The 19,962-nt window shown below is 54.5% G+C and carries 21 protein-coding genes; 12 read left to right on the top strand and 9 right to left on the bottom strand.

Translation table 11 applies throughout. The features are described from left to right. Positions 1 to 18: 18 nt before the first annotated feature. The 7 genes from LKE13_RS03940 to LKE13_RS03910 are packed head-to-tail and all read left to right on the top strand — an operon-like array spanning position 19 to position 4,721. A complete protein-coding gene (locus LKE13_RS03940; protein WP_227948389.1) occupies positions 19 to 792 on the top strand; it encodes a (Fe-S)-binding protein in 774 nt (257 codons plus the stop codon). Further along, the gene (locus tag LKE13_RS03935) at positions 792 to 2,216 is read left to right on the top strand and encodes a LutB/LldF family L-lactate oxidation iron-sulfur protein (protein WP_227948388.1); all 1,425 of its coding nucleotides are present in this window, start codon (positions 792 to 794) and stop codon (positions 2,214 to 2,216) included. The genes LKE13_RS03940 and LKE13_RS03935 overlap by 1 nt, the downstream gene beginning before the upstream one ends. Next, complete coding sequence (locus tag LKE13_RS03930) at positions 2,216 to 2,902, top strand: LutC/YkgG family protein (RefSeq protein ID WP_227948387.1); 687 nt, start codon at positions 2,216 to 2,218, stop codon at positions 2,900 to 2,902. The genes LKE13_RS03935 and LKE13_RS03930 overlap by 1 nt, the downstream gene beginning before the upstream one ends. Continuing rightward, positions 2,886 to 3,569, top strand: a complete 684-nt coding sequence (locus LKE13_RS03925; protein ID WP_227948386.1) for a Smr/MutS family protein — start codon at positions 2,886 to 2,888, stop codon at positions 3,567 to 3,569. Before LKE13_RS03930 ends, LKE13_RS03925 begins: the two co-directional genes overlap by 17 nt. A gap of 24 nt (positions 3,570 to 3,593) precedes the next feature. After that, complete coding sequence (locus LKE13_RS03920) at positions 3,594 to 3,959, top strand: helix-turn-helix domain-containing protein (protein WP_227948385.1); 366 nt, start codon at positions 3,594 to 3,596, stop codon at positions 3,957 to 3,959. Further along, on the top strand, positions 3,956 to 4,408 hold the full coding sequence (locus LKE13_RS03915; protein ID WP_227948384.1) for an MmcB family DNA repair protein: 453 nt from the start codon (positions 3,956 to 3,958) through the stop codon (positions 4,406 to 4,408). The genes LKE13_RS03920 and LKE13_RS03915 overlap by 4 nt, the downstream gene beginning before the upstream one ends. Then, positions 4,398 to 4,721: a cupin domain-containing protein gene (locus LKE13_RS03910; protein WP_227948383.1), complete on the top strand. Its 324-nt coding sequence runs from the start codon at positions 4,398 to 4,400 to the stop codon at positions 4,719 to 4,721. The genes LKE13_RS03915 and LKE13_RS03910 overlap by 11 nt, the downstream gene beginning before the upstream one ends. A 283-nt stretch (positions 4,722 to 5,004) precedes the next feature. Here LKE13_RS03910 and rfaD read toward each other — a convergent pair whose 3' ends face one another. From rfaD to LKE13_RS03875, 7 genes are all read right to left on the bottom strand, one after another. After that, positions 5,005 to 5,988, bottom strand: coding sequence for an ADP-glyceromanno-heptose 6-epimerase (gene rfaD / locus LKE13_RS03905; protein ID WP_415776496.1), 984 nt, complete (start codon positions 5,986 to 5,988; stop codon positions 5,005 to 5,007). 12 nt (positions 5,989 to 6,000) lie between these two features. Then, the gene (rfaE1, locus tag LKE13_RS03900; protein WP_227948381.1) at positions 6,001 to 7,476 is read right to left on the bottom strand and encodes a D-glycero-beta-D-manno-heptose-7-phosphate kinase; all 1,476 of its coding nucleotides are present in this window, start codon (positions 7,474 to 7,476) and stop codon (positions 6,001 to 6,003) included. A 5-nt stretch (positions 7,477 to 7,481) separates the two neighbouring features. Beyond that, positions 7,482 to 8,060 (bottom strand): D-sedoheptulose 7-phosphate isomerase, encoded by a 579-nt coding sequence (locus tag LKE13_RS03895; RefSeq protein ID WP_227948380.1) that lies wholly within the window; start codon positions 8,058 to 8,060, stop codon positions 7,482 to 7,484. A gap of 81 nt (positions 8,061 to 8,141) precedes the next feature. Then, positions 8,142 to 9,380 (bottom strand): glycosyltransferase, encoded by a 1,239-nt coding sequence (locus LKE13_RS03890; RefSeq protein WP_227948379.1) that lies wholly within the window; start codon positions 9,378 to 9,380, stop codon positions 8,142 to 8,144. A 5-nt stretch (positions 9,381 to 9,385) separates the two neighbouring features. Further along, entirely contained in the window at positions 9,386 to 10,183 is a 798-nt protein-coding gene (locus LKE13_RS03885) for a DNA-methyltransferase (protein ID WP_227948378.1), read from the bottom strand. Between the two features lie 4 nt (positions 10,184 to 10,187). Beyond that, positions 10,188 to 10,718 (bottom strand): ActR/PrrA/RegA family redox response regulator transcription factor, encoded by a 531-nt coding sequence (locus tag LKE13_RS03880; protein WP_227948377.1) that lies wholly within the window; start codon positions 10,716 to 10,718, stop codon positions 10,188 to 10,190. A gap of 59 nt (positions 10,719 to 10,777) precedes the next feature. Continuing rightward, a complete protein-coding gene (locus LKE13_RS03875) occupies positions 10,778 to 12,109 on the bottom strand; it encodes an ActS/PrrB/RegB family redox-sensitive histidine kinase (protein WP_227948376.1) in 1,332 nt (443 codons plus the stop codon). Between the two features lie 125 nt (positions 12,110 to 12,234). Here LKE13_RS03875 and LKE13_RS03870 point away from each other — a divergent pair, with 125 nt between their 5' ends. Beyond that, positions 12,235 to 12,945, top strand: a complete 711-nt coding sequence (locus LKE13_RS03870) for a lipid-binding SYLF domain-containing protein (protein ID WP_227948375.1) — start codon at positions 12,235 to 12,237, stop codon at positions 12,943 to 12,945. An 11-nt stretch (positions 12,946 to 12,956) separates the two neighbouring features. On the opposite strand, the gene LKE13_RS03865 is transcribed toward LKE13_RS03870, so the two are convergent. After that, a complete protein-coding gene (locus tag LKE13_RS03865) occupies positions 12,957 to 13,502 on the bottom strand; it encodes an ankyrin repeat domain-containing protein (protein ID WP_227948374.1) in 546 nt (181 codons plus the stop codon). Between the two features lie 199 nt (positions 13,503 to 13,701). Here LKE13_RS03865 and phaZ point away from each other — a divergent pair, with 199 nt between their 5' ends. Genes phaZ through LKE13_RS03845 form a run of 4 tightly spaced genes read left to right on the top strand, consistent with a single transcriptional unit; the run spans position 13,702 to position 17,738 of the window. Continuing rightward, positions 13,702 to 15,306 (top strand): polyhydroxyalkanoate depolymerase, encoded by a 1,605-nt coding sequence (phaZ, locus tag LKE13_RS03860; RefSeq protein ID WP_321576131.1) that lies wholly within the window; start codon positions 13,702 to 13,704, stop codon positions 15,304 to 15,306. Positions 15,307 to 15,312: 6 nt separating this feature from the next. Continuing rightward, the gene (locus LKE13_RS03855) at positions 15,313 to 15,762 is read left to right on the top strand and encodes a YcgN family cysteine cluster protein (protein WP_227948373.1); all 450 of its coding nucleotides are present in this window, start codon (positions 15,313 to 15,315) and stop codon (positions 15,760 to 15,762) included. After that, positions 15,752 to 16,498 carry a M48 family metallopeptidase gene (locus LKE13_RS03850; RefSeq protein WP_227948372.1) on the top strand — a complete coding sequence of 249 codons (747 nt, stop codon included), beginning with the start codon at positions 15,752 to 15,754 and terminating at the stop codon, positions 16,496 to 16,498. Before LKE13_RS03855 ends, LKE13_RS03850 begins: the two co-directional genes overlap by 11 nt. A gap of 28 nt (positions 16,499 to 16,526) precedes the next feature. Continuing rightward, positions 16,527 to 17,738 carry a multidrug effflux MFS transporter gene (locus tag LKE13_RS03845; protein ID WP_227948371.1) on the top strand — a complete coding sequence of 404 codons (1,212 nt, stop codon included), beginning with the start codon at positions 16,527 to 16,529 and terminating at the stop codon, positions 17,736 to 17,738. Between the two features lie 9 nt (positions 17,739 to 17,747). Here LKE13_RS03845 and LKE13_RS03840 read toward each other — a convergent pair whose 3' ends face one another. Continuing rightward, positions 17,748 to 19,862, bottom strand: coding sequence for a transglycosylase domain-containing protein (locus tag LKE13_RS03840; protein ID WP_227948370.1), 2,115 nt, complete (start codon positions 19,860 to 19,862; stop codon positions 17,748 to 17,750). Positions 19,863 to 19,962 lie beyond the last annotated feature (100 nt).

Below are 19,962 nucleotides of genomic sequence, written 5' to 3'. Positions count from 1 at the left end.
AGTAATCGGGAGAAGTACATGTCCGCTCCGAATGAGAAGAAAAATGTGGCGCTTTTCGTCACCTGCCTAGTCGATTTGAACCGTCCCTCCATTGGTTTCGCTGCAGTCAAACTGCTAGAGGCGGCAGGGTGCACCATTGTGGTGCCAGAAGTACAAACATGCTGTGGCCAGATCGCCTATAATTCCGGGGATAAAGAAAGTACGAAAACCATCGCAAAGGCCGTCATCCGTGCGTTTGAAGGCTTTGACTATGTGGTTGCGCCCTCCGGCTCCTGTGCCGGGATGATCCGTCATCACTATAAAGAGCTATTCGACGGTGACGACACCATTATGGCGGCGGTCGAGGAGCTTTCCAGCCGGACCTATGAGCTGATGTCCTTCCTGCATGATGTTTGCGGCTACAAACCCGAGGATGTCCAACTTGACAGTACCCTCACCTATCACGATAGCTGCAGCTCTTTGCGGGAAATGAAGGTGCGGGATCAGCCGCGTGCGCTTCTGAGCGGCGTTAAGGGGCTGGAAATAAAGGAGGCGGAGGATCGGGAAGCTTGCTGTGGGTTCGGCGGGACCTTTTGTTTGAAATATTCCGAAATTTCGGAATCTATGGTCGATACCAAGATCGATAATTTGCTCGCAAGCGGCGCAGACACTCTCGCCGCCGGTGATTTGGGTTGTCTGATGAATATCGCGGGGCGCTTAAAACGCCGTGGCTCCGACATGAAAGTGATGCATGTCGCAGAGATTCTCGCCGGGATGGGGGATAAACCGGGCCTTGGGGAGGGCGATAACTGATGCAGGTTACCAGCCGCCGTTTCAAGGAAGGCGCTCATGACGCGCTTCATGATAAAAATATCCAGGAGGCTTTTTCCAAGGTAAAGAGCGGATTTCCGCTGGCCCGTGCGAAATCGGCCAGCGAACTCCCGGAATTTGAGGGGCTGCGCGATGAAGCCCGCGATCTCAAGAATCATATCCTTGAAAATCTCGACTATTATCTCGAATATTTTGAGGATCAGGTCCTGCTTCAGGGTGGGCGTGTGCATTGGTGCAGCTCTTACACCGAAGCGCGGGAAGTTGTGCTTCATATCTGCCGGGATGCCAATGCGAAGACAGTGACCAAGGGCAAATCCATGATCACTGAGGAGATGGGCCTGAATGATTACCTCTCCGAGCACGGGATAGAGCCGATCGAGACAGACCTTGGCGAATATATCATCCAGCTCGCCGATGAACATCCCAGCCATATTATTGCCCCGGCCCTGCATAAGACAAAAGATCAGGTAACAGAGCTTTTCCACGAAAATCACGCGAAATACGGGTTAAATGAGCGAATTACCGACCCACAGGCGCTGGTGAACGAGGCGCGGAGTGTCCTTCGCGATAAATATGTCGCCGCCGACGTTGGCATCACGGGTGCAAATTTCCTCATCGCCGAGACGGGATCGACCGTGATCGTCACCAATGAGGGCAACGGCGATCTTACCCAAAGCTTGCCGAAAACTCATATCGCCGTTTCCAGTATTGAAAAAGTTGTCCCGACGCTGGAGGATGCGAGCCTTTTCCTCCGTTTGCTGGCGCGGTCTGCAACGGGACAGGAAATGTCCGTCTATACCACCCTTTCCACCGGCTCCAAGCGGATGGAGGATATCGACGGCCCGGCAAATTTCCATGTGGTACTTGTCGATAGCGGGCGCAGCGACCTTCTGGGGAGTGACAAGCAGGATTTGCTCCGCTGTCTTAAATGCGGGGCCTGCATGAACCATTGCCCGGTTTATCAGGCTGTTGGCGGCCATACTTACGGTTGGGTTTATCCCGGGCCGATCGGTGCGGCTCTTAATCCGCATATGGTGGGCCTGGAAGAGGCGCGGCATTTGCCCAACGCCTCCACTTTCTGCGGACGATGTGAGGAAGTCTGCCCGGTGCGTATTCCCTTGCCGAAGATTATGCGGCACTGGCGCGAACAGGCGTTCGAGACGCAGATCACCCCGAAGCCGGAGCGTTGGGGGATTGGTGTGTGGGCCTATTTCGCAAAAAGACCCAAGCTTTACCGTTTGATGACCCGAATAAGCGCTCGCGCATTGAAATTAATGGCCGGAAAAAAGGGTGTGATCCGAAAACTGCCGCTGATGAAGGGTTGGAGTTCTGTGCGTGATTTCCCGGCACCGGAGGGTGCGACTTTCATGGAACAATGGAAAAAACAACAGCGGGAGGGGAAATAATGCCATCCCGCGACAGGATTTTCGCCCGTATCCGTCATAATCTGGGCCGCGGGCCGGTTAAAGAAGATGCCGCAAAGCTGTTAAAGGCCCGGATTGAGGGGCACGTGCCTCACACCATCCCAAAACGCACCGATATTCCCCATAAGGAACAGGTTGATCTGTTCCAGGCGAAGGCCGAGGCCCTCGACGCGACTGTCGCGCGCCTCTCAAATTTGGAGGAGGTGCCGGAAGCGCTCCGTGATTATCTCACGGCCCATAATCTGCCGCCCCGGATCAAGATGGCGCCCGATCCGGCACTTGATGACCTGCCGTTCGACAAAACCCCGATGCTGGAAATCACGCGCGGCGCGGCGGCGCCAAGCGATGAAGTCAGTCTGACCCCTGCCTTCTCGGGGATTGCCGAGACGGGCACGCTTTGTATGGCGTCGGGGCCGGATACACCCTCAACCCTTAATTTCCTGCCTGAAAACCATGTGGTGGTGATCAAGGCGAGCCAGATTTCCGGCACGATGGAAGAAAGCTGGGCGCGCCTCCGCAAAAAGTTCGGTGCGGGCAACCTGCCGCGCACCGTCAATTTCATTTCCGGCCCATCTCGTACTGGGGATATCGAACAGACTCTGATTATGGGCGCGCATGGGCCGCGTCGCGTGCATATCCTGATTGTTGACGATGGCCCGCAAGACTAACCGACCGAAAGGCCTGTCGAGAGCCGACCGCGATCTATGGGATCATGTTGCCCGCGGTATCAACCCGATTAAGTCGAACCGCTATAGCGGAACGGAAAATGACACCATAAAGGTGCCGTTGTCAGCAAGCCCTAAGAAAAACGCCACCACAATGGTGTCAAAATCGGCAAGAACAGACCCAAATACACCATCAGCTCGCCGTTCTCTCGACCCGGAGGCGCTCAAAAAAGCGATGGAAAGCTGGCCAAACGCCCATATTGACCGAAAGTTGACAGAGGTTAAGCCGTCGCTCCGCCAGAATGTGCCGGGGCTGGATAAACGCACGGCGGAACGGCTCCGCAAGGGTAAAATGGACATCGATGGAAAGCTCGATCTGCATGGCCTCACCCGCGCGGAAGCGCACCGGCGCCTCAGAAGTTTCATTACCGCGCAGCAGATTCAGGGAAAACGCTGCGTACTTGTCATTACAGGCAAGGGCTCCTCCCGCCAAAAAACGGATGACGCTCCCTTTATGGCACCGGAAAGAATAGGCGTTCTGCGCGAAGCTGTCCCAAAATGGCTGACCGCGCCGGATTTGCGCCATCTGGTTATTGACATCCGCAACGCACAGCCGAAACATGGGGGCAGCGGCGCGCTTTATGTTTTGCTCCGGCGCAGCCGCCCCTGATTTTGAGAGAATAAGGACAGTTCCATGACCCCCTTTGGCCTTCGCGTGCGGACTCTTCGCAAAAGCCGTGGGATTACGCTTAAAAAAATGGCCGCCGATCTGGATATCAGCGCTGCTTATCTTTCCGCGCTGGAGCATGGCCATCGCGGCCGCCCGTCCTGGTCCCTCGTCGCGCAGATCTGCGATTACTTCAACATCATCTGGGACGATGCGGAGGAATTGCAGCGCCTCGCCTCCCTCTCCCATCCGAAGGTGACAGTGGATACCAGCGGATTAACCTCGACAGCCACGGAATATGCTAACCTGCTGGCGAATGAGATCCGCGCCCTGCCGGAGGCGCGGCTGAAGGAAATGCTCGCCTATCTTAATAGCAACAGGTCAGAAAAATGAGCGACGCCCGCTCCGATAAAGGGGTCAAACTCGCGCGCGGGGTGCAAAAACTTCTCCATGACATGGGGTATGACAGCCTGATGGAGGTAAAACTCCGCATTCGCCGCCGCGTCGATGTGATGGGCATCAATGACAGGGGCCGGATTATCATTGTCGAGGTGAAATCAGGCCCCGCCGACTTCCGCGTGGATGAGAAATGGAGTGAATATCTCGATTTTTGTGATGAATTCTATTTCGCCGTCGATGCGGAATTCCCGCAAGGCCTCCTGCCGGAGAGCCACGGCCTGATCATCGCGGATAACTTTGGTGGTGCAGTTGCCCGCCCCTCAACCGATTTTAATCTCAACGCCGCGCGGCGGCGCAATGTCACCCTCCGTTTTGCGCGGATCGCCGCCCGGCGACTTCTTGAAACCGAAAACCCCCTACAGGAGAAATATCATGTGCTCTAACACCCCCGAAGGAACCGCTATCCCGAGCGTTTTTATCGATAACCCCCGCACCCGCGTGACCGAATGGCGTTTCAAAGAGCGCGGCGACGCCACCGGATGGCATACCCATGAATATGATTACGTCGTCGTCCCGCTGTTCGATGGTTTTCTCGAAATCGAGCTGCCGGGCGGAGAAATCACCCGCGCCGAGCTTAAAACTGGCGTCCCCTATTTCCGCGAGACCGGCATCGAGCATAACGTGAAAAACGGCAACGACTTCGAATGCGCCTTTATCGAGGTGGAGTTTCTAACCGTGCAGCCGAAGGGGTTTTAGTAAGTTATTCATTCATTCTATTGATAAAATCGTTCCAACTAATGGCATTCCCATTAGCTCGGGTTGTTCTTCCTTCACACCAAGTTATTCCAGTGCGTGTAAGGTAACAGTTGCCGCGAAAGGTATCATCGTTGTCACGAACTTCGAACTTTATGCCGTTGTTTTTTACCTTCATATCAACAGAGAACGTTCTTATATTTACTTTCATACAACCCTCCCGAATTTTTAATAAAGTAATTTACTATCAGTAAATGAGGTGCTGTATATTAGTCAAAATAAAATTTCACCGATATGGATCATCCTTCGCAAGATAATTAGTGACGTAGTCGCTGATGCCGTCCTCTAAACTGCGGAAATTGCCGCCAAAACCAGCGGCTCGGAGTTTTTGCATATTGGCTTCGGTGAAATACTGGTATTTATCGCGAATTTGTTCCGGGGTATCCACGTAATTGATCTTTTCGGGCTTGTTTGCGGCGGTGAACACGGCGGAGGCGAGATCCTTGAAGCTGCGCGCCTTTCCGGTCCCGAGGTTAAAGAGGCCGGAGGCTGATCCGTTATCGAGCAGCCAGAGAACCACATCGACGCAGTCCTTCACATAGACAAAATCACGAAGCTGTCCGCCATCCTCATAATCCGGGTTGTGGGACTTGAACAGGGTGACGGCCTCCCCTGCGGCGACTTTCGGGTAACTCTGGGCAATGACGCTTTTCATGCTGCCCTTGTGATACTCATTCGGGCCATAAACGTTGAAAAACTTGAGCCCTGCCCATTGCGGTGGCGTCATGGCGCCACGGGAAATCTCCCGCGCGACGAACTTGTCAAAGGCATGCTTGCTCCATCCATAAAGATTGAGCGGTTGCAGTTTGGCAAGCGCGGCCTCGCTCATATCATCATCAAACCCGGCCGTCCCGTCGCCATAGGTCGCGGCGGAGGAGGCATAGATAAACGGGATCTTGTTATCGGTCGCAAAGCGCCAGAGCATCTTCGTCGGGCGGAAGTTACGTTTCAGGATCAAATCGCCGTCTGTCTCGGTGGTGGCGGAGATTGCGCCCATATGGATAATTGCGCGCAGGCGGCTGTCATTCTTATGCAGCCAGCTTTCGAGATTATCCGGATCAATAAAGTCGGCAATCGTTGATTTTGCGATGTTTTTCCATTTATCGCCCTGCTCCAGCCAGTCGCAGACGATGATCTTCTCGCCCCGTTCCGAGAGCGCCGCGACAATATTGGAGCCGATAAAGCCCGCGCCGCCGGTCACCAGGATCAAATTCCCCATGTTTTACGCCTCTTTCTTCGATGCGAGAAGCCGCTCGATCGTGCCGGTGGTGCTGAACCCCTCTTTGAGGTTCGCCAGATGCACCCGCCCGCCGTAGGCTTCGACAATATCCGCGCCGACAACTGTTTCCTTGGTGTAATCCGCACCCTTGGTGAGCACATCGGGCTTGATCGCCTGGATCAGCTTGATCGGCGTGTCTTCACTGAAAGGAACGACAAGGTCTACATCGGAAAGGCCCGCAATCACAATGGCGCGGGAGTTTTCGTTCGTGACAGGCCGTCCCTCGCCTTTAAGGCGGCGGATGCTGTCATCGGTATTGAGTCCGACGATCAGCCGGTCGCATTCGGCGCGGGCCTGCCGCATGAGCGAGATATGCCCCGGATGCACCAGATCGAAGCAGCCGTTGGTAAAGCCGACTTTAAGCCCGCGGGAGCGCCAGTTCGATACCCGTTCCAGCGCCATGTCGAGACTGACGATCTTCGCATCCATATCGCCAATTTCCTGGCTGTGCAGGGCCTGGCGGATCTCCGCTTTGGTTACTGCCGCTGTCCCGGACTTTGAGACTGCGATCCCGCCCGCCAGATTGGCGATCCGCGCCGCATCGGCCAGGCTTGCCCCGGCGGCCAACGCCAGGGAGAGCGCCGCAATGACACTATCGCCCGCACCGGAAACATCGAATACTTCCTGCGCCTCCGCGGCGATATGATGCGCCTCGTCCTTGGTAACCAGGCTCATGCCTGCCTCCGACCGGGTGACGAGAATGGCGGAAACCCCGGATTTGCGCATGACATCCCTTGCCGCCTGCTCCACCTCATGGTTGGTGCCGCAGGGCATGCCACTCGCCGCAATCATCTCTTTACGGTTTGGGGTCAGCAGAGTGACGCCTGCATAGCGGCTGAAATTTCTTGATTTCGGGTCAGCGATAATCGCGATGTCATGCTCTTTCGCGTAAGCAATAACATGGCGCAGCACCGTATCGGAGAGGACCCCCTTCGCATAATCAGAAAGAACGATGATATCGGTGCCTTTTACGGCCGCCTGAAAGGCCTTGATGACATTTCCGGCGGTTTGAGGCTGCAGCTGGTGGGTCGCCTCATGATCACTGCGCAAGAGCTGCTGGCCATCGGCGATGAAGCGTGTTTTTACTGTAGTCGGTCGTCCGACCGATTTTACCAGATGGGGTGTCGTGGCGCCCTGGGAGCTGAATATCTGCTCAATTTCGCGCCCTTCCGGATCTTCCCCAACAACAGAGATGAGCTGCGCTTTCCCGCCGAGAGAGGCGACATTGCGCACTACATTCCCCGCGCCGCCGAGCATTTGCGACTGATGGGTGATGCTGAGGATAGGGATTGGCGCTTCGGGTGAAATGCGTGTGGTGCTGCCATAAACAAATCGGTCCAGCATCACATCACCAATCACCAGTGCATCGATTGAGGCGGCTTTGTCAAGAATATCAAGAAGGGTGGAACGATTTTCCATATGATTCAGACCAGTTTCAACGATTGTTCAAGGGCGCCGCAGAGCATATGGCCGAAAGTGATATGCATTTCCTGTATCCGCCGGGTGGACTGCGCCGGTACGATCAGCGAGATATCTGTAAGTTCCGGCATCCGCCCCCCATCCCGCCCGGTAAACGCGGTTGTAACCAGACCTTTTTTCCGTGCCATTTCAAGGGCCTTCACCACATTTGGGCTGGTGCCTGACGTCGTGATGCCAACGGCAACGTCGCCAGGCTTGCCAAGCGCGTCGATTTGGCGGGCAAATACGTCTTCAAAGCCAAGGTCGTTGGCCCCGGCGGTCAGCGCGGAGGTGTCTGTATTGAGCGCGATGGCGGCGATGGGCTTGCGATCTTCGATAAAACGGATAACGAGTTCGGCCGCGAGGTGCTGGGCATCCGCCGCGCTGCCACCATTGCCGAAGAAGAAAATTTTGTTGCCGTTCTGAATGGCAGTAACCCAGAGCGCGAGCATCTCCTGAAATGGCTCTGCGAGCGCTGCGTGGCATTTTGCCAGCACCTCGCCATGGTCTTCCAACTCGCGGTTAAAATAATCTAGCGGATCCAAAATGCCTCGCTTTGAATAGAATAGAGTGTATTGGTCATAATATAATCTCACTGCCCCTGCAAACACGGAGTTGCTCTTTGCCTAATTCGCCGCCTTTTCGCGTGGCGGAAGACGGCCTGCCGCAACGTCTTCGATCAGTCGAAGTTGGCGAGGCAATAGTTTGCTATGTGCATATTTTTCGATAGCCGATTTCCTTGCGGCGTCGCGGATGTCCTGCAGGTCGTCCACTGTGTCGAGCACTTTTTCAATCTCTTCGGCGAAAGCCTCAACATCGTTAAAAGGAGCAAGAAAACCATTCTCCCCGTGCCGGATTACCTCGCGTACCGGAGCAGTATCGGATCCGACAATCAAGCCGCCGCAGGCCAGACTTTCAATCAGTGACCAGCTTAGCACGAATGGCACGGTAAGATAGGCGCGTACAGTTGAAAACTGCAAGACTTTCAAATATTCAGCATAAGAAAGCGGGCCCGTGAAATGCAGGCGCTTCGGGTCAGGGTTTAGTTCTGCCACCATCCGCTTGCCCCAACCGTCACCCTCGGGGAGTTTTTTGCCATAGGCAACTCGATCTTCTCCCACCACCAAGACATGCAGGCCGGGACGGCGCTTCATCAACAATGCCGCCGCGCGCATAAACTCGGGAAAGCCTCGATAAGGTTCCATTCCCCTTGTTGCATAGGTTAAAATTTCCGCCGCTCCGGAAAGGTCGATATTGCCGATTTTTGCTGTCGCCTTCGGATCGGGTTCGAAGAAATCCGTATCCACACCGTCATGCAGGAGCGATAGTTTGGAGTGAAAAATCTCTGGTATTTGGGAAAGTTGAAACCGGGTTGGCACCTGACCCCAATCAGACGTGGCAAGATCCATCAGGAGCGGCATGTTCTTGCTGTGTATTCGCGCGGCGTCATCGTAGCCCAGGGCTTCCGGATCGAGAAAATCTGCATCCGATCCGTGCGCGTGGTAGTACCATTCGAAATAATTGAGTAAGCGCGCTCTCGGAAAGGCCTCCTTCACATAGAGGCTGTTGCCCCAACCAGAATGGGCGCAAATGATGTCGGGCTCAAAACCACTTTTCTTGAGATCGAGACAGGTTCGGAAGACAGCCTGCGCGTTCAGGACGGCGATTTCGGTCGGCCGAAGATAATGATGGGTATCTGCCTTTGTCCCGCGATGCGGCTTATATATGACGTTGGTGACGCCGGGAATGTTATGGGGCACCCGGTGGGATGCAAACACAACTTTGTTATTCTTGTCAGCGGCAAGATGGCGTGCGACATGCCTATACTGTGCCGGAAAGTTATTGTGCAGAAACAAAATGTCCATCGGGCCTAATTCTGCGTCTTCGGGAGGTCTTTTGAAGTGCGGGCGGCGCGGGGATCGGTGCTGTCGAAGGCCTCAAAAGGTTCTTTCAGGCGGGCGTGGGCCATTTCGATATAATCGGGGTTGATCTCGATGCCCGCCGCTGCCCGTCCGAGCACAGAGGCGACACGTACAGTCGTTCCGCTCCCCAGAAACGGGTCCAGCACCACATCTCCAGGGTTGGAGGAAGCTTTTACAATCCGTTCAAGCAATGCTTCGGGCTTTTGCGTGGGATGGGGCAACCGCTCTGCCGCGCAATAATGCACATGGCTAAACTGCCAGACATCGCCCGGATTGGCCCCGGCCATATTGTTGCGCTTGCGGTAATATTTTTGCGGAACCCGTACGTCATCGAGATTAAAACGTGCGTCTTCTCCCTTCGAGAACCAGAGAATATCCTCATGGCGCGAGGAAAAGCCCTTTTTTCGGCCCATGCCTTGTGTGTAATGCCAGGTGATCCATCCCTGAGGCGTGAGGTTGAACTCTTCTTCCAGCATCAAATAGAGCCGGGCAATGAATTTCACACCCATAAAGCAATAGAGCGATCCGCCGGGTTTTAACAGGCGGACAGCCTCCCTGAGCCAGCCTTCGGTGAAGGACCGATAGTCGGCGCTGTCTTTCAGGTCGATATTGTTGCCGTAGTTCTTTCCCAAATTATAGGGTGGGTCAGCGATGATCAGATCGACGCTCTCTGCTTTGAGTTTCGCCATTTCGGTTGCGGCATCGCCGCAGATCAGGGTGCTTCTTTTTGAGACAATCTGATCCATCCGGTTATTGCGGGGAGCGTTTCGCCATGATGCGCTGTAACGTGCGTCGGTGCATATTCAGACGGCGGGCGGTTTCCGAAACATTATGATCGCAGAGTTCATAGACACGCTGGATATGTTCCCAGCGGACACGGTCTGCGGACATCGGGTTTTCCGGCGGTGTCGGCATGGCGTCCTTATCCGCCAGCAGGGCGTTGACGATATCCTCGACATTGGCGGGCTTGGCAAGATAGTCGATGGCGCCGGCCTTCACGGCGGCGACGGCGGAGGCGATATTTCCATAGCCGGTCAGCATGACAATGCTGGCATCCTCATTCATCTTGCGGATGGCCTCCACCACTTCAAGGCCATTACCATCCTGAAGCCGAAGGTCGACAACGGCGTAATCAGGCGCGTTCTGCGCGGCGTATCTCTTGCCTTCCGCCACTGAATTGGCAAGCAACGGCGTAAAGCCCTTTCGCTCCATCGAGCGGCCAAGCCGGTTCAGAAAAATCTCATCGTCATCCACGATGAGCAATGATTTCTTGTCGTCCATTTCCCGCTCTTTACTTCTACACCGTTAATCAAGCTGCCTTGGGCAGATTAGCATATTTTCTAATTACTGAAAGGATCAGATTTCTCAAGTGCGCGCCGTGACCAGAGAATTTCCACAATCGCGCCGCTGTCTTTCTGGTTGCGGAAATTAACCTCTCCACCGCTCCGTTTGATTAGCATGTTGGCGATAAAGACGCCAAGGCCCATGCCGCCGCGCCCGCGCCGGGTGGACATATAGGGTTCTCCCAGCCGGTCGAGAATTTCTTCCGAAAAGCCCGGTCCGTCATCGCGGATTTCCGCCCGCACCAGCTTATCGTTCCAGTATAGATCAATGGTCACTTTGCTGGCGGCGAATTCGGCGGCGTTGCTGATAAGATTGCCGAGGCCGTGGCGTAACTCCGCCGTCAAGAACAGCCGGGGGATATCCGCGGTATCTCCATGTGTTTGAATTGCGAAGCTCTTGTCGCTGTCCTTGTATTTCTCTGCTATCAGAGAAAAGAGGTTGTCTAGCGAAAGGAAGTTATGATGGGCTGAATCCGTGATAAAGCGCTCTGTTTGTGGCCCCTTGGAGAGCTGCGCCAGCACTTCGGCGCATTTTTTCGCCTGATCGTGAAGCAATGCGGCGTCTTCGGCTGAGTCACTTCCTTCGGGCAGGGCCTGTCGCAATTCCTCCGATACCAGCAAAATTGTGTTGAGTGGGGTGCCAAGTTCATGGGCAGCGGCAGCGGCAATCCCGCCCACGGCGGAAAGCTGTTGCTCCCGCGCAAGTTCCGCACGGGCGATGGTCAACGCATCTGACATTTTCCGCGAGTCCGCCGCGATTAACCAAGCATAGCCGGAAAGAAACGCGGTGCCCAGCACCAGTGCGGCCCAAATTGCAAGAATATAGGTGTTAGAGAGGATCAGTGATCCTTCGGGTAGCGGTAGCGGCTCATAAAAAAGCGCCAGAACGGAAATGCAGGCGAGCGTCGTCAAACCGAGAAAAAAGGTCCCCTGCCGCGTGAGGTTGGTTGCGGAAATGGTAACAGGCACCAGAAACAGCACCGAAAAGGGATTGGAAAGGCCGCCGGTAAAATAGAGTAGACCCGCAAGCTGTAGAATATCATAAAACAGATAGAGGATCGCACCGCGATTTGGCAATCGCGCCGACGGCTTACGGTTGAGGCTGACCAGCAGGTTGAGAATGGCACTTGCACTGATCAGAAGGGCGATGGGCAGTAGTGGCAAATCATAGCCGAAGACGAAATACACAATAACGACGGTCAGGGCTTGCCCCAGCACGGCCAGCCAGCGGATATAGACCAGAGTTTGCAGCCGCATCCCACTCGCGGCAAGGTGAATGGCATCAGATTCAATGTGGGGGACGGACGTCAGGGGCGTATTTTCTGCCATATTCACTATTTCACGCGCACCAGCTTATTTTTCTCAAGAATATTAGACATATTAATGCCATCATTGATGCCTTATCTAATAGAAGTATCCTGTTTTCCAACGATGAGTCAAAAAGGATTAAGAAGATGCAGATGACATTCAGGGCAAACCGTCGAAAATTCCTCTCTCTCGTAGGTGCAAGCGCGCTCCTCCTCGGGGCCGGGGCTGGTAATCTTGCGCTTGCCGGTGAAGCTCAGGATCAGCTGGTCGAAAAAGCGAAATTCACCATTACCAATGTTGCGGGTCGATCAGAAATGGAGGAGTTTCGCAAACTTCTCGCTGTTGCCAAGGGCGTAGTTGTCTTTCCGCAGGTTCTGAAAGCTGGCTTCTTTGTGGGCGGTGCGGGTGGAAGCGGCCTTCTTTTGGGCAAAAATGAAGCCGGGGAATGGTCTTCGCCCGCCTTTTACAGGATGGGTCAGGGCAGCATCGGGTTGCAGTTTGGCGCGCAAGCGAATGAGCTGGTACTGGTGATCATGACAGAGAAGGGCCTGAAAGCCATCATCGACAATCAGGTCAAACTCGGCGGGGATTTGAGTGCCGCTGTTGGTCCGGTGGGCACGACAGTTGGTGCCTCGACCACCACAAACCTTAAAGTTGACGTCTTTTCTTTCGCTATTTCGAAGGGACTCTTTATCGGGGCATCCGTGGAAGGGTCGATCCTGTCATCGAACTCGGATTCCAACGAGTCATACTATGGCAAGCCGGTAACTTCTCAGCAAATCGTTCTCGACAGAACGGTCAATAATGCACAGGCTGATGGCTTAAAGGCAGCCTTAACGGCGGCAGAGGCCAAGTAAAGCTAAGCTGTTTATTCTGCCGCGTCTGAAAGCAGACGCACAACATCGGAATGGCGGTTCTGTTTCGCATGATCCAGAGCCGTCCGTCCGGTGAAATCCGTAAGATCCAGCGTCGCGCCCTTTGCAAGCAGTAACTTCGTAACCTGGGCATGCCCGCTTTTGGCTGCCTTTATCAGCGCAGTCTCTCCTTGCCGGTTTTCCTCATCAATTTTTGCCTTCCCCTCAATCAGGATCTCTGCCGCCGCGGTTGATCCATAGGCGGCAGCCTGAATCAGGGCGGTATTGCCAAATGGATCAGGGATGTCGACCTGAGCACCATTGCGGATCAGGACGCTGACCGTTTTGGGCACGCCGGCAATGGCGGCATGATGTAACAGCGGAATCTTCTTCAAATCGCGGATATTGGGGTTATTCCCGGTCAGCAGATACTCTTCTACTGCGGCGGTATCGCCTCTATCAGCACTTTGAAAAACCTCGTTTTCACCCAAAATAGATTGGGCAGGAGCGGGCGGGATAACCAGAAAAACCAATAAGAAAACAAGCCAGTAGAAACGCATCAGTCATCCCTCACAAAAAAAACCGTGTTGCAATCCCCATAGAACGGCAGCAGATTATTAATCAATTATCCGTAATATTGCAAAAAATGCTGACATTCTGCTGATTATTCATATATTATGTTGCACTGCAGCGAAACTAGGCGCAGAGAAACCCGACAGAAACCAACATATGTTTTCTGTTAATTTAGGAGAGTACGACGTGCTTTACCAGTTCAATGAAATGCAAAAATTGGCGCTTTCACCTGTACGGATGGCCGCACAAATTTACTCTCAAGTTTTGAAGAGTCCATTTAATCCGATTTCCGAAACGCCACAGGCGCAGACCCTGGCCGCAGGCTTCGACCTGTTTTCAGAAACCACACAATATCATGGCAAGCCGGCCTTTGGCCTGACCGAAACCAAGATCGACATGCGAACCGTCGCCGTGACCGAGGAAATTCTGCATCGCAAGACATTCTGCCAGCTTAAGCATTTCAAGCGGGATACGACCCGTAAGGATCCCAAATTGTTGATCGTCGCGCCCATGTCGGGCCATTTTTCTACATTGTTGCGCGGCACGGTCGAGACAATGATGCCAAATCATGATGTCTACATCACCGACTGGCGGGATGCAGCGAATGTCCCTCTCTATGAGGGAGAGTTCGATCTCGACGATTATATCGATTATGTGATCGACTATCTCAACATCCTTGGCCCCGATACCCATGTGATGGCCGTGTGTCAGCCGGGCGTGCCCGTTTTGGCCGCGATCGCGCTGATGTCGGAGGACAATAATCCGAACGCACCCCTATCCATGACTTTGATGGGTAGTCCGATTGACACTCGCCGTCACCCGACGGATCCTTGCAAGCTTGCGATGAACCACTCCATCGAATGGTTTGAACATACGGTGATCAACCATGTTCCGCTCGGCTATCCCGGTGCATTCCGGCGTGTTTATCCCGGTTTTCTGCAGCTCAGCGGTTTTGTCAGCATGAATTTCGGTCGCCATATGGAAGCCCATATGAAACAGTTCGATCATCTGGTCGAAGGCGATGGCGACAGTGCGGACAAGCATCGCGCCTTTTATTCCGAATATAATGCGGTGATGGATCTAACGGCAGAATATTACCTTCAAACGATCGAGACTGTGTTCCAGAAGCAGGCGCTGGCCAAGGGAGAGATGATGTATCGTGGCGAACGACCAGTTCGCACGGGTCTGATCAAGAAAACGGCACTGATGACAGTTGAAGGCGAACTTGATGATATTTCCGGTATCGGCCAGACCGTTGCCGCCCATGATATCTGTAGTAATCTGCCAGACAGCATGAAAGCCCATTATGAACAAAAAGGTGTCGGTCACTACGGTGTGTTCAATGGCAGCAAGTTCCGAAGTGAGATTGCACCGCGAATAAGTGACTTTATCCTCAATAATGAGCCACGCAACCGCGCCCGGATCACAGCTGGTTCGGCAGAGGCGGCCTCCAACGTTGCGGAAAAGCCTGCAGTTGCAAAACCAGCCGTGAAAAAAGCACCAGTGAAAAAACCGGTTGCGAAAAAGGCCGCACCATCCAAAACATTGAATGGTGCGAAGCCAACCGCCCAGAAAACAGCGGCAAAACCGTCTCGCGCTAAAACGCCCACGGCCAAAGCCTCTTCGGTAAAGGTAACAGCTGACACATCGACGCCTCAAAAGGCCACGCCCGCAAAGGCGGCGTCCGTGTCGGCAACGGTAAAGTCTGCAAAGGCCCCGGTCGCCCGGAAATCCCGGGCTGCGGCCAAACCGGCAACGCGGACACAGCGTAAACCAGCGAAAAAGGTCTGAGGTGGCGTGAGCGAAAAACCATTCTGGGAGACCGTTGCGCTTGAAGACATGACGGCGTCGCAGTGGGAATCCCTCTGCGACGGCTGCGGTAAATGCTGCCTGCTGAAGCTGGAAGACGAAGATACGCTTGAGCTGGCCTATACCGACGTTGTTTGCCGGTTGCTTGACCTTGGAAGTTGCAAATGTACCCGTTATCCGGAACGCTCCCGCCTTGTACCGGATTGTATTACCCTGACTCCTGATATCATCCCGAAATTGCGCTGGATGCCGAAAACCTGCGGATATCGGTTGGTTTCTGAGGGGAAACCGCTGCCTTGGTGGCACCCGCTTGTCTCCGATGACCCTGATACTGTCCATCAGGCAGGTATATCGGTGCGCGGTCGCGCCATTTCAGAGCGGCGCGCGGGTGATTTAGAAGATCATATCGTCGACTGGCCCGATGAAGATGTCGGCTAACGGCCGCAATCTGCAACTGGTGGCGGGCTGCCCGCCGCATCTCGTCTATGACGGACGGAAAATTTCCATCGAAGTGAAACGATCTCCCCGTGCGGCACGGATCAAGCTCCGGATCGATCCGCGGCGGGGCGTTGTCCTGCTTCTCCCGAAGCGCGCTTCGCTTGCGGCAGGCATGACGTTCCTGCGTCAGGAAATTGACTGGGTTGCCAGCAATATCAACAGGATACCAGAAACGGTGCCATTTCGGGATGGCGTCATGCTGCCTCTTCTGGGTCGGCCGCATCGGATCACTCACGCTCCGGATCAACGCGGATTTGTCTGGGCAGAGGGTGGGCATATCTATGTTGCTGGCGGGGAAGAGCATCTACCGCGCCGGATGAAGGACTGGACCCGCAAGATGGCAAAAACTGAAATCAGCGTCTGGGCCGCTGACTATGCCGAGAAAATTGACGTGAGTTATAGCGGCATTACACTCCGCGATCAGGTGTCACGCTGGGGGAGTTGTTCCTCAACCGGGCGCCTTAATTTTTCCTGGCGCTTACTGCTGATGCCGGAGGAGGTCATGACCTACATCGTCGCCCATGAGGTGGCGCATTTACGGCATATGAACCATTCCGCCGCCTTTTGGGCGCTTGTTGACGAAATTCATCCGCGCGTTGATCAAGCCAAAAAATGGCTGAAAAGGCACGGTGCGGATCTACATAAGTATGGCGTTGAAAGAGTAGAGGGAGTATGACATTTCCGTTCTCTTTCGAAAGCCTTTCATGAAACGCCTTGCCCCTTCTTCTGTTCCCTTTACGTTATATCTTGCGGCAGCGGTAGCTCTTGGGCCGTTGTCGACGGACATGTATCTGCCAACCTTCCCGCAGCTGGCGGAATTTTTCAGCGCAACCGCGGCGGAAGTGCAGCTCACGCTTAGTATTTTTACCTTCGGTATTGGCGGGTGTCAGCTTATTTACGGGCCATTGACGGATCGGTTCGGGCGCAAGCCGGTCATTGTCATCGGGCTTTTTATCTATGTTTTGGCAAGCATCGCTTGTTTATTTGCCGTGCAAATCGACCAGTTGGTGATATTGCGCTTTGTTCAGGCGCTCGGCGTATGTGCGGCGATTGTCGTACCGCGCGCCATGGTACGCGATCTGTTCAAGCGGGAACAGGCGGCGCAGCAGCTTTCCCGAATGGGAACGATTATGGGCCTTGCGCCCGCCATTGCGCCGGTTTTGGGCGGATATATTGCCGCTTTTTACGGTTGGCAGTCGGTGTTTTTCGTGCTTGGCCTCGTGTCCTTGATTGTCGGGCTGGTGACTTTGCTGCTTGTCGATGAGTCCCTTGCCGAGAAGAACCCCAACGCGCTAAGGCCCAGCCATATTGCCCGGAACTATTTCGAACTGCTCCGGCATCGCGAATTTTTGGGGTATGCGTTGACGGGCGGACTGTGCTTTGGCGGGCTTTTCTCCTTTATTTCCGGCTCTCCCCTCGTTCTCATTGAAGTACTTGGTGTGCGTGCCGAGAACTTTGGCTATTTTTTCGGTGCCGTCGTACTTGGATTTATGAGCGGGACACTGCTCGGCCCCAAGATGACCCATGCGAAGGGTCTTTCTTTCTCGGTTGGAGTGGGAACAGTGATTTGCGCCATTGGCGGCGGCAGTATGGTGCTGGCGGCTTGGGCGGGGTTTAACACAGTGAGTGCCATCGTCTTGCCGATGATTATTTATACGGTCGGGATGGGGGTCGTCCTGCCCCAATCACAGGCGGGCGCCATGGCGCCATTTCCCGAAAAAGCAGGTTCCGCCTCGGCCTTGATGGGCTTTTTAATGCTTGGTTTCGCGGCCTTCCTTGGCTTTATGATCGCGCTTTTCTATGACCAGACGCAGTTTTCGATGGTTTATTCCATCGGCCTGATGGGGGTAAGTTCGGCTCTGGTCTTCCGTCTGACGGTTTATGGCACAAGACAAGAGACATTTGACGAGGAATAATCCAATCCCTCAGGGTTGCTGCCGTTGTTTATCCATATAGTCGAATGAATTCTTCTTTTCGGATGTATTCGGGTCGCTGGCGGGGCTCTCACCACCCGCCGCCGGGGCGTTCTTGCTGGAAAAGGCCCGAACGATCTTATCCCAAATGCTCGAACTGGAGTTTTGTTCCTCCTGCCTGCTGAAGGCAATTGCCTGACTTGTCTCCGAATGGGTAATGAAATCTTTCCAGGTTACGGCGGGAAGGTTGCTGCCGTTCACCCGCTTGGTGGCCGATCCGTCATCATTGCCAAACCAGACACCGGCAACCAGATCTGGCGTAAAGCCGATAAACCAGGCATCGCGGTAGTCCTGTGTCGTGCCGGTCTTGCCTGCCGCCGCAAAGCCCGGGTTGGCGGCCTTGCCGGTACCCCATTTTATGGTTGCGGTCATGACATCCCGCATTTTGTTGATGGTTCCTGCACTGATGATCCGCCCCTGACCGGAGGTTTGCCGTTGATACAGTACGGGGCCGTCTTTCTCGCGAATTTCAAGCACACCATAGGGCAGCACTGCCCGCCCACCGTTCGCAATAACCGCGTTTGCGGCTGTCATCTCAAGGAGGGAGACTTCATACGTGCCGAGCGAAATGGAGGGATGCAGCGGGAAATTGCCGGTGAGGCCAAGGTTTTTCGCCATTCCGGCAACCTTGTCGCGGCCAACCCGTTCCGTCACCCGCACCGCGACCGTATTGATGGACCGGGCGTAGGCTTCCCGCAGGCTCATATCGCCGTTATAGCGCTTGGTATAGTTTTTCGGGGTCCAGCCGTCGATATTTATCGGCCCATCATTGAAAATATCGTCAGGTGACAAGCCATTTTCAAAGGCAGCCGCATAAACAATCGTTTTGAAGACCGATCCAGGCTGCCGCCGCGCAACCGTCGCCCGGTTGTAGACAGACTTGGCGTAAGACCGTCCGCCGACCATGGCACTCACGGCTCCATCCGGCGTCATGGCAACGAAAGCACCCTGATTTACGGCCATTTTCACGCCTTCGGCTTTTAGCCGAGTCTCGATCGCGCGTTCCGCATTGCCCTGCATGCCAAGGTCCAGCGTCGTGGTGATTATCAGGTCTTTGTCCGTCCTGCCGATATAGGCCTGCACCTCGCTGACCACCCAGTCCGCAAAATATCGTACATTGCGAAAATCCTGGCTGGCATTGACAAGAACCGCCGGTTTGGCACGAAGTTTTTTCGCCTCTGCAGGGGTGAGATAGTCTTCATCCACCATGCGGGCGAGAACAATGCTGGCCCGATCCTGCGCCCGTTCAAGGTTGCGGGTCGGGGCGTAATAGCTTGGCGCCTTTAAAAGACCCGCGAGCATTGCCGCCTCAGCCGTGGTCAGTTCCGTTGCCGGGTGGGAGAAATACTTTCGGGAGGCCGCATCGATGCCATAGGTACCGGACCCGAAATACATGCGGTTAAGATAGAGCGCGAGAATTTCATCTTTCGTATATTCTGCCTCAAGCCAGAAGGCGAGCAAGGTTTCGCGGATTTTCCGCCCTATTGTCCGCTCCGGTGTCAGAAACAGGTTTTTTGCGAGCTGCTGCGTTATCGTGCTGCCGCCTTGGACAACACGCCCAGCTTCATAATTGCGCCAGGCCGCGCGGATAAGGCTGATCGGGTTCAGGCCGAAATGATTGTAGAAATGGCTGTCCTCGGTCGCAAGGACGGCTTGCTTTATGTTTTCCGGGATTGCTCCGATGGGGAGCATATCGCCATAAAGATCGCCATAGGTCGAATAACGGATACCATCGCGGGTTTGCAGCACCATGGAGGGACGTTTCTCGATCTCGCCGATGCCAGAAATGTCGGGCAGGGTATAGGCAAAATAGCCGATAAAAATCCCGCCAATCAAAAGGCCCCAGAGAACAGCCGCCCCGCCCCAATTAACAATCGGGCCCCAGAGGCCGCTGGATTTCTGCGCACCTTTACGCGGGCGGCGTGCCGCCGACTTTTTTGGACTCCGCTTCGATGTCGCTTTTGCGCTTTTCTTGTTTCGCGCGGGCTTCGGGCGCTGCGGATAAGCTTTTGAGCCCGGCCCTGCGGCCGGCTTTCGTCTACCTGATCCTTTGGATGCCTTCTTCATAATCGAACTCAATCGTTACTTTGCATTATTCAAAATGCTGACCAAAGGGTGCTTTATCACTCACATATAAGGCAAAATTGCGATTTTAAACCGTATTTGT

Origin of the sequence: Sneathiella sp. HT1-7 (assembly GCF_020731145.1) — a bacterium.
Classification (GTDB): domain Bacteria; phylum Pseudomonadota; class Alphaproteobacteria; order Sneathiellales; family Sneathiellaceae; genus Sneathiella.
Note: the sequence above shows the minus strand (reverse complement) of the source record. Positions and strands in the feature narration are given on the sequence as shown.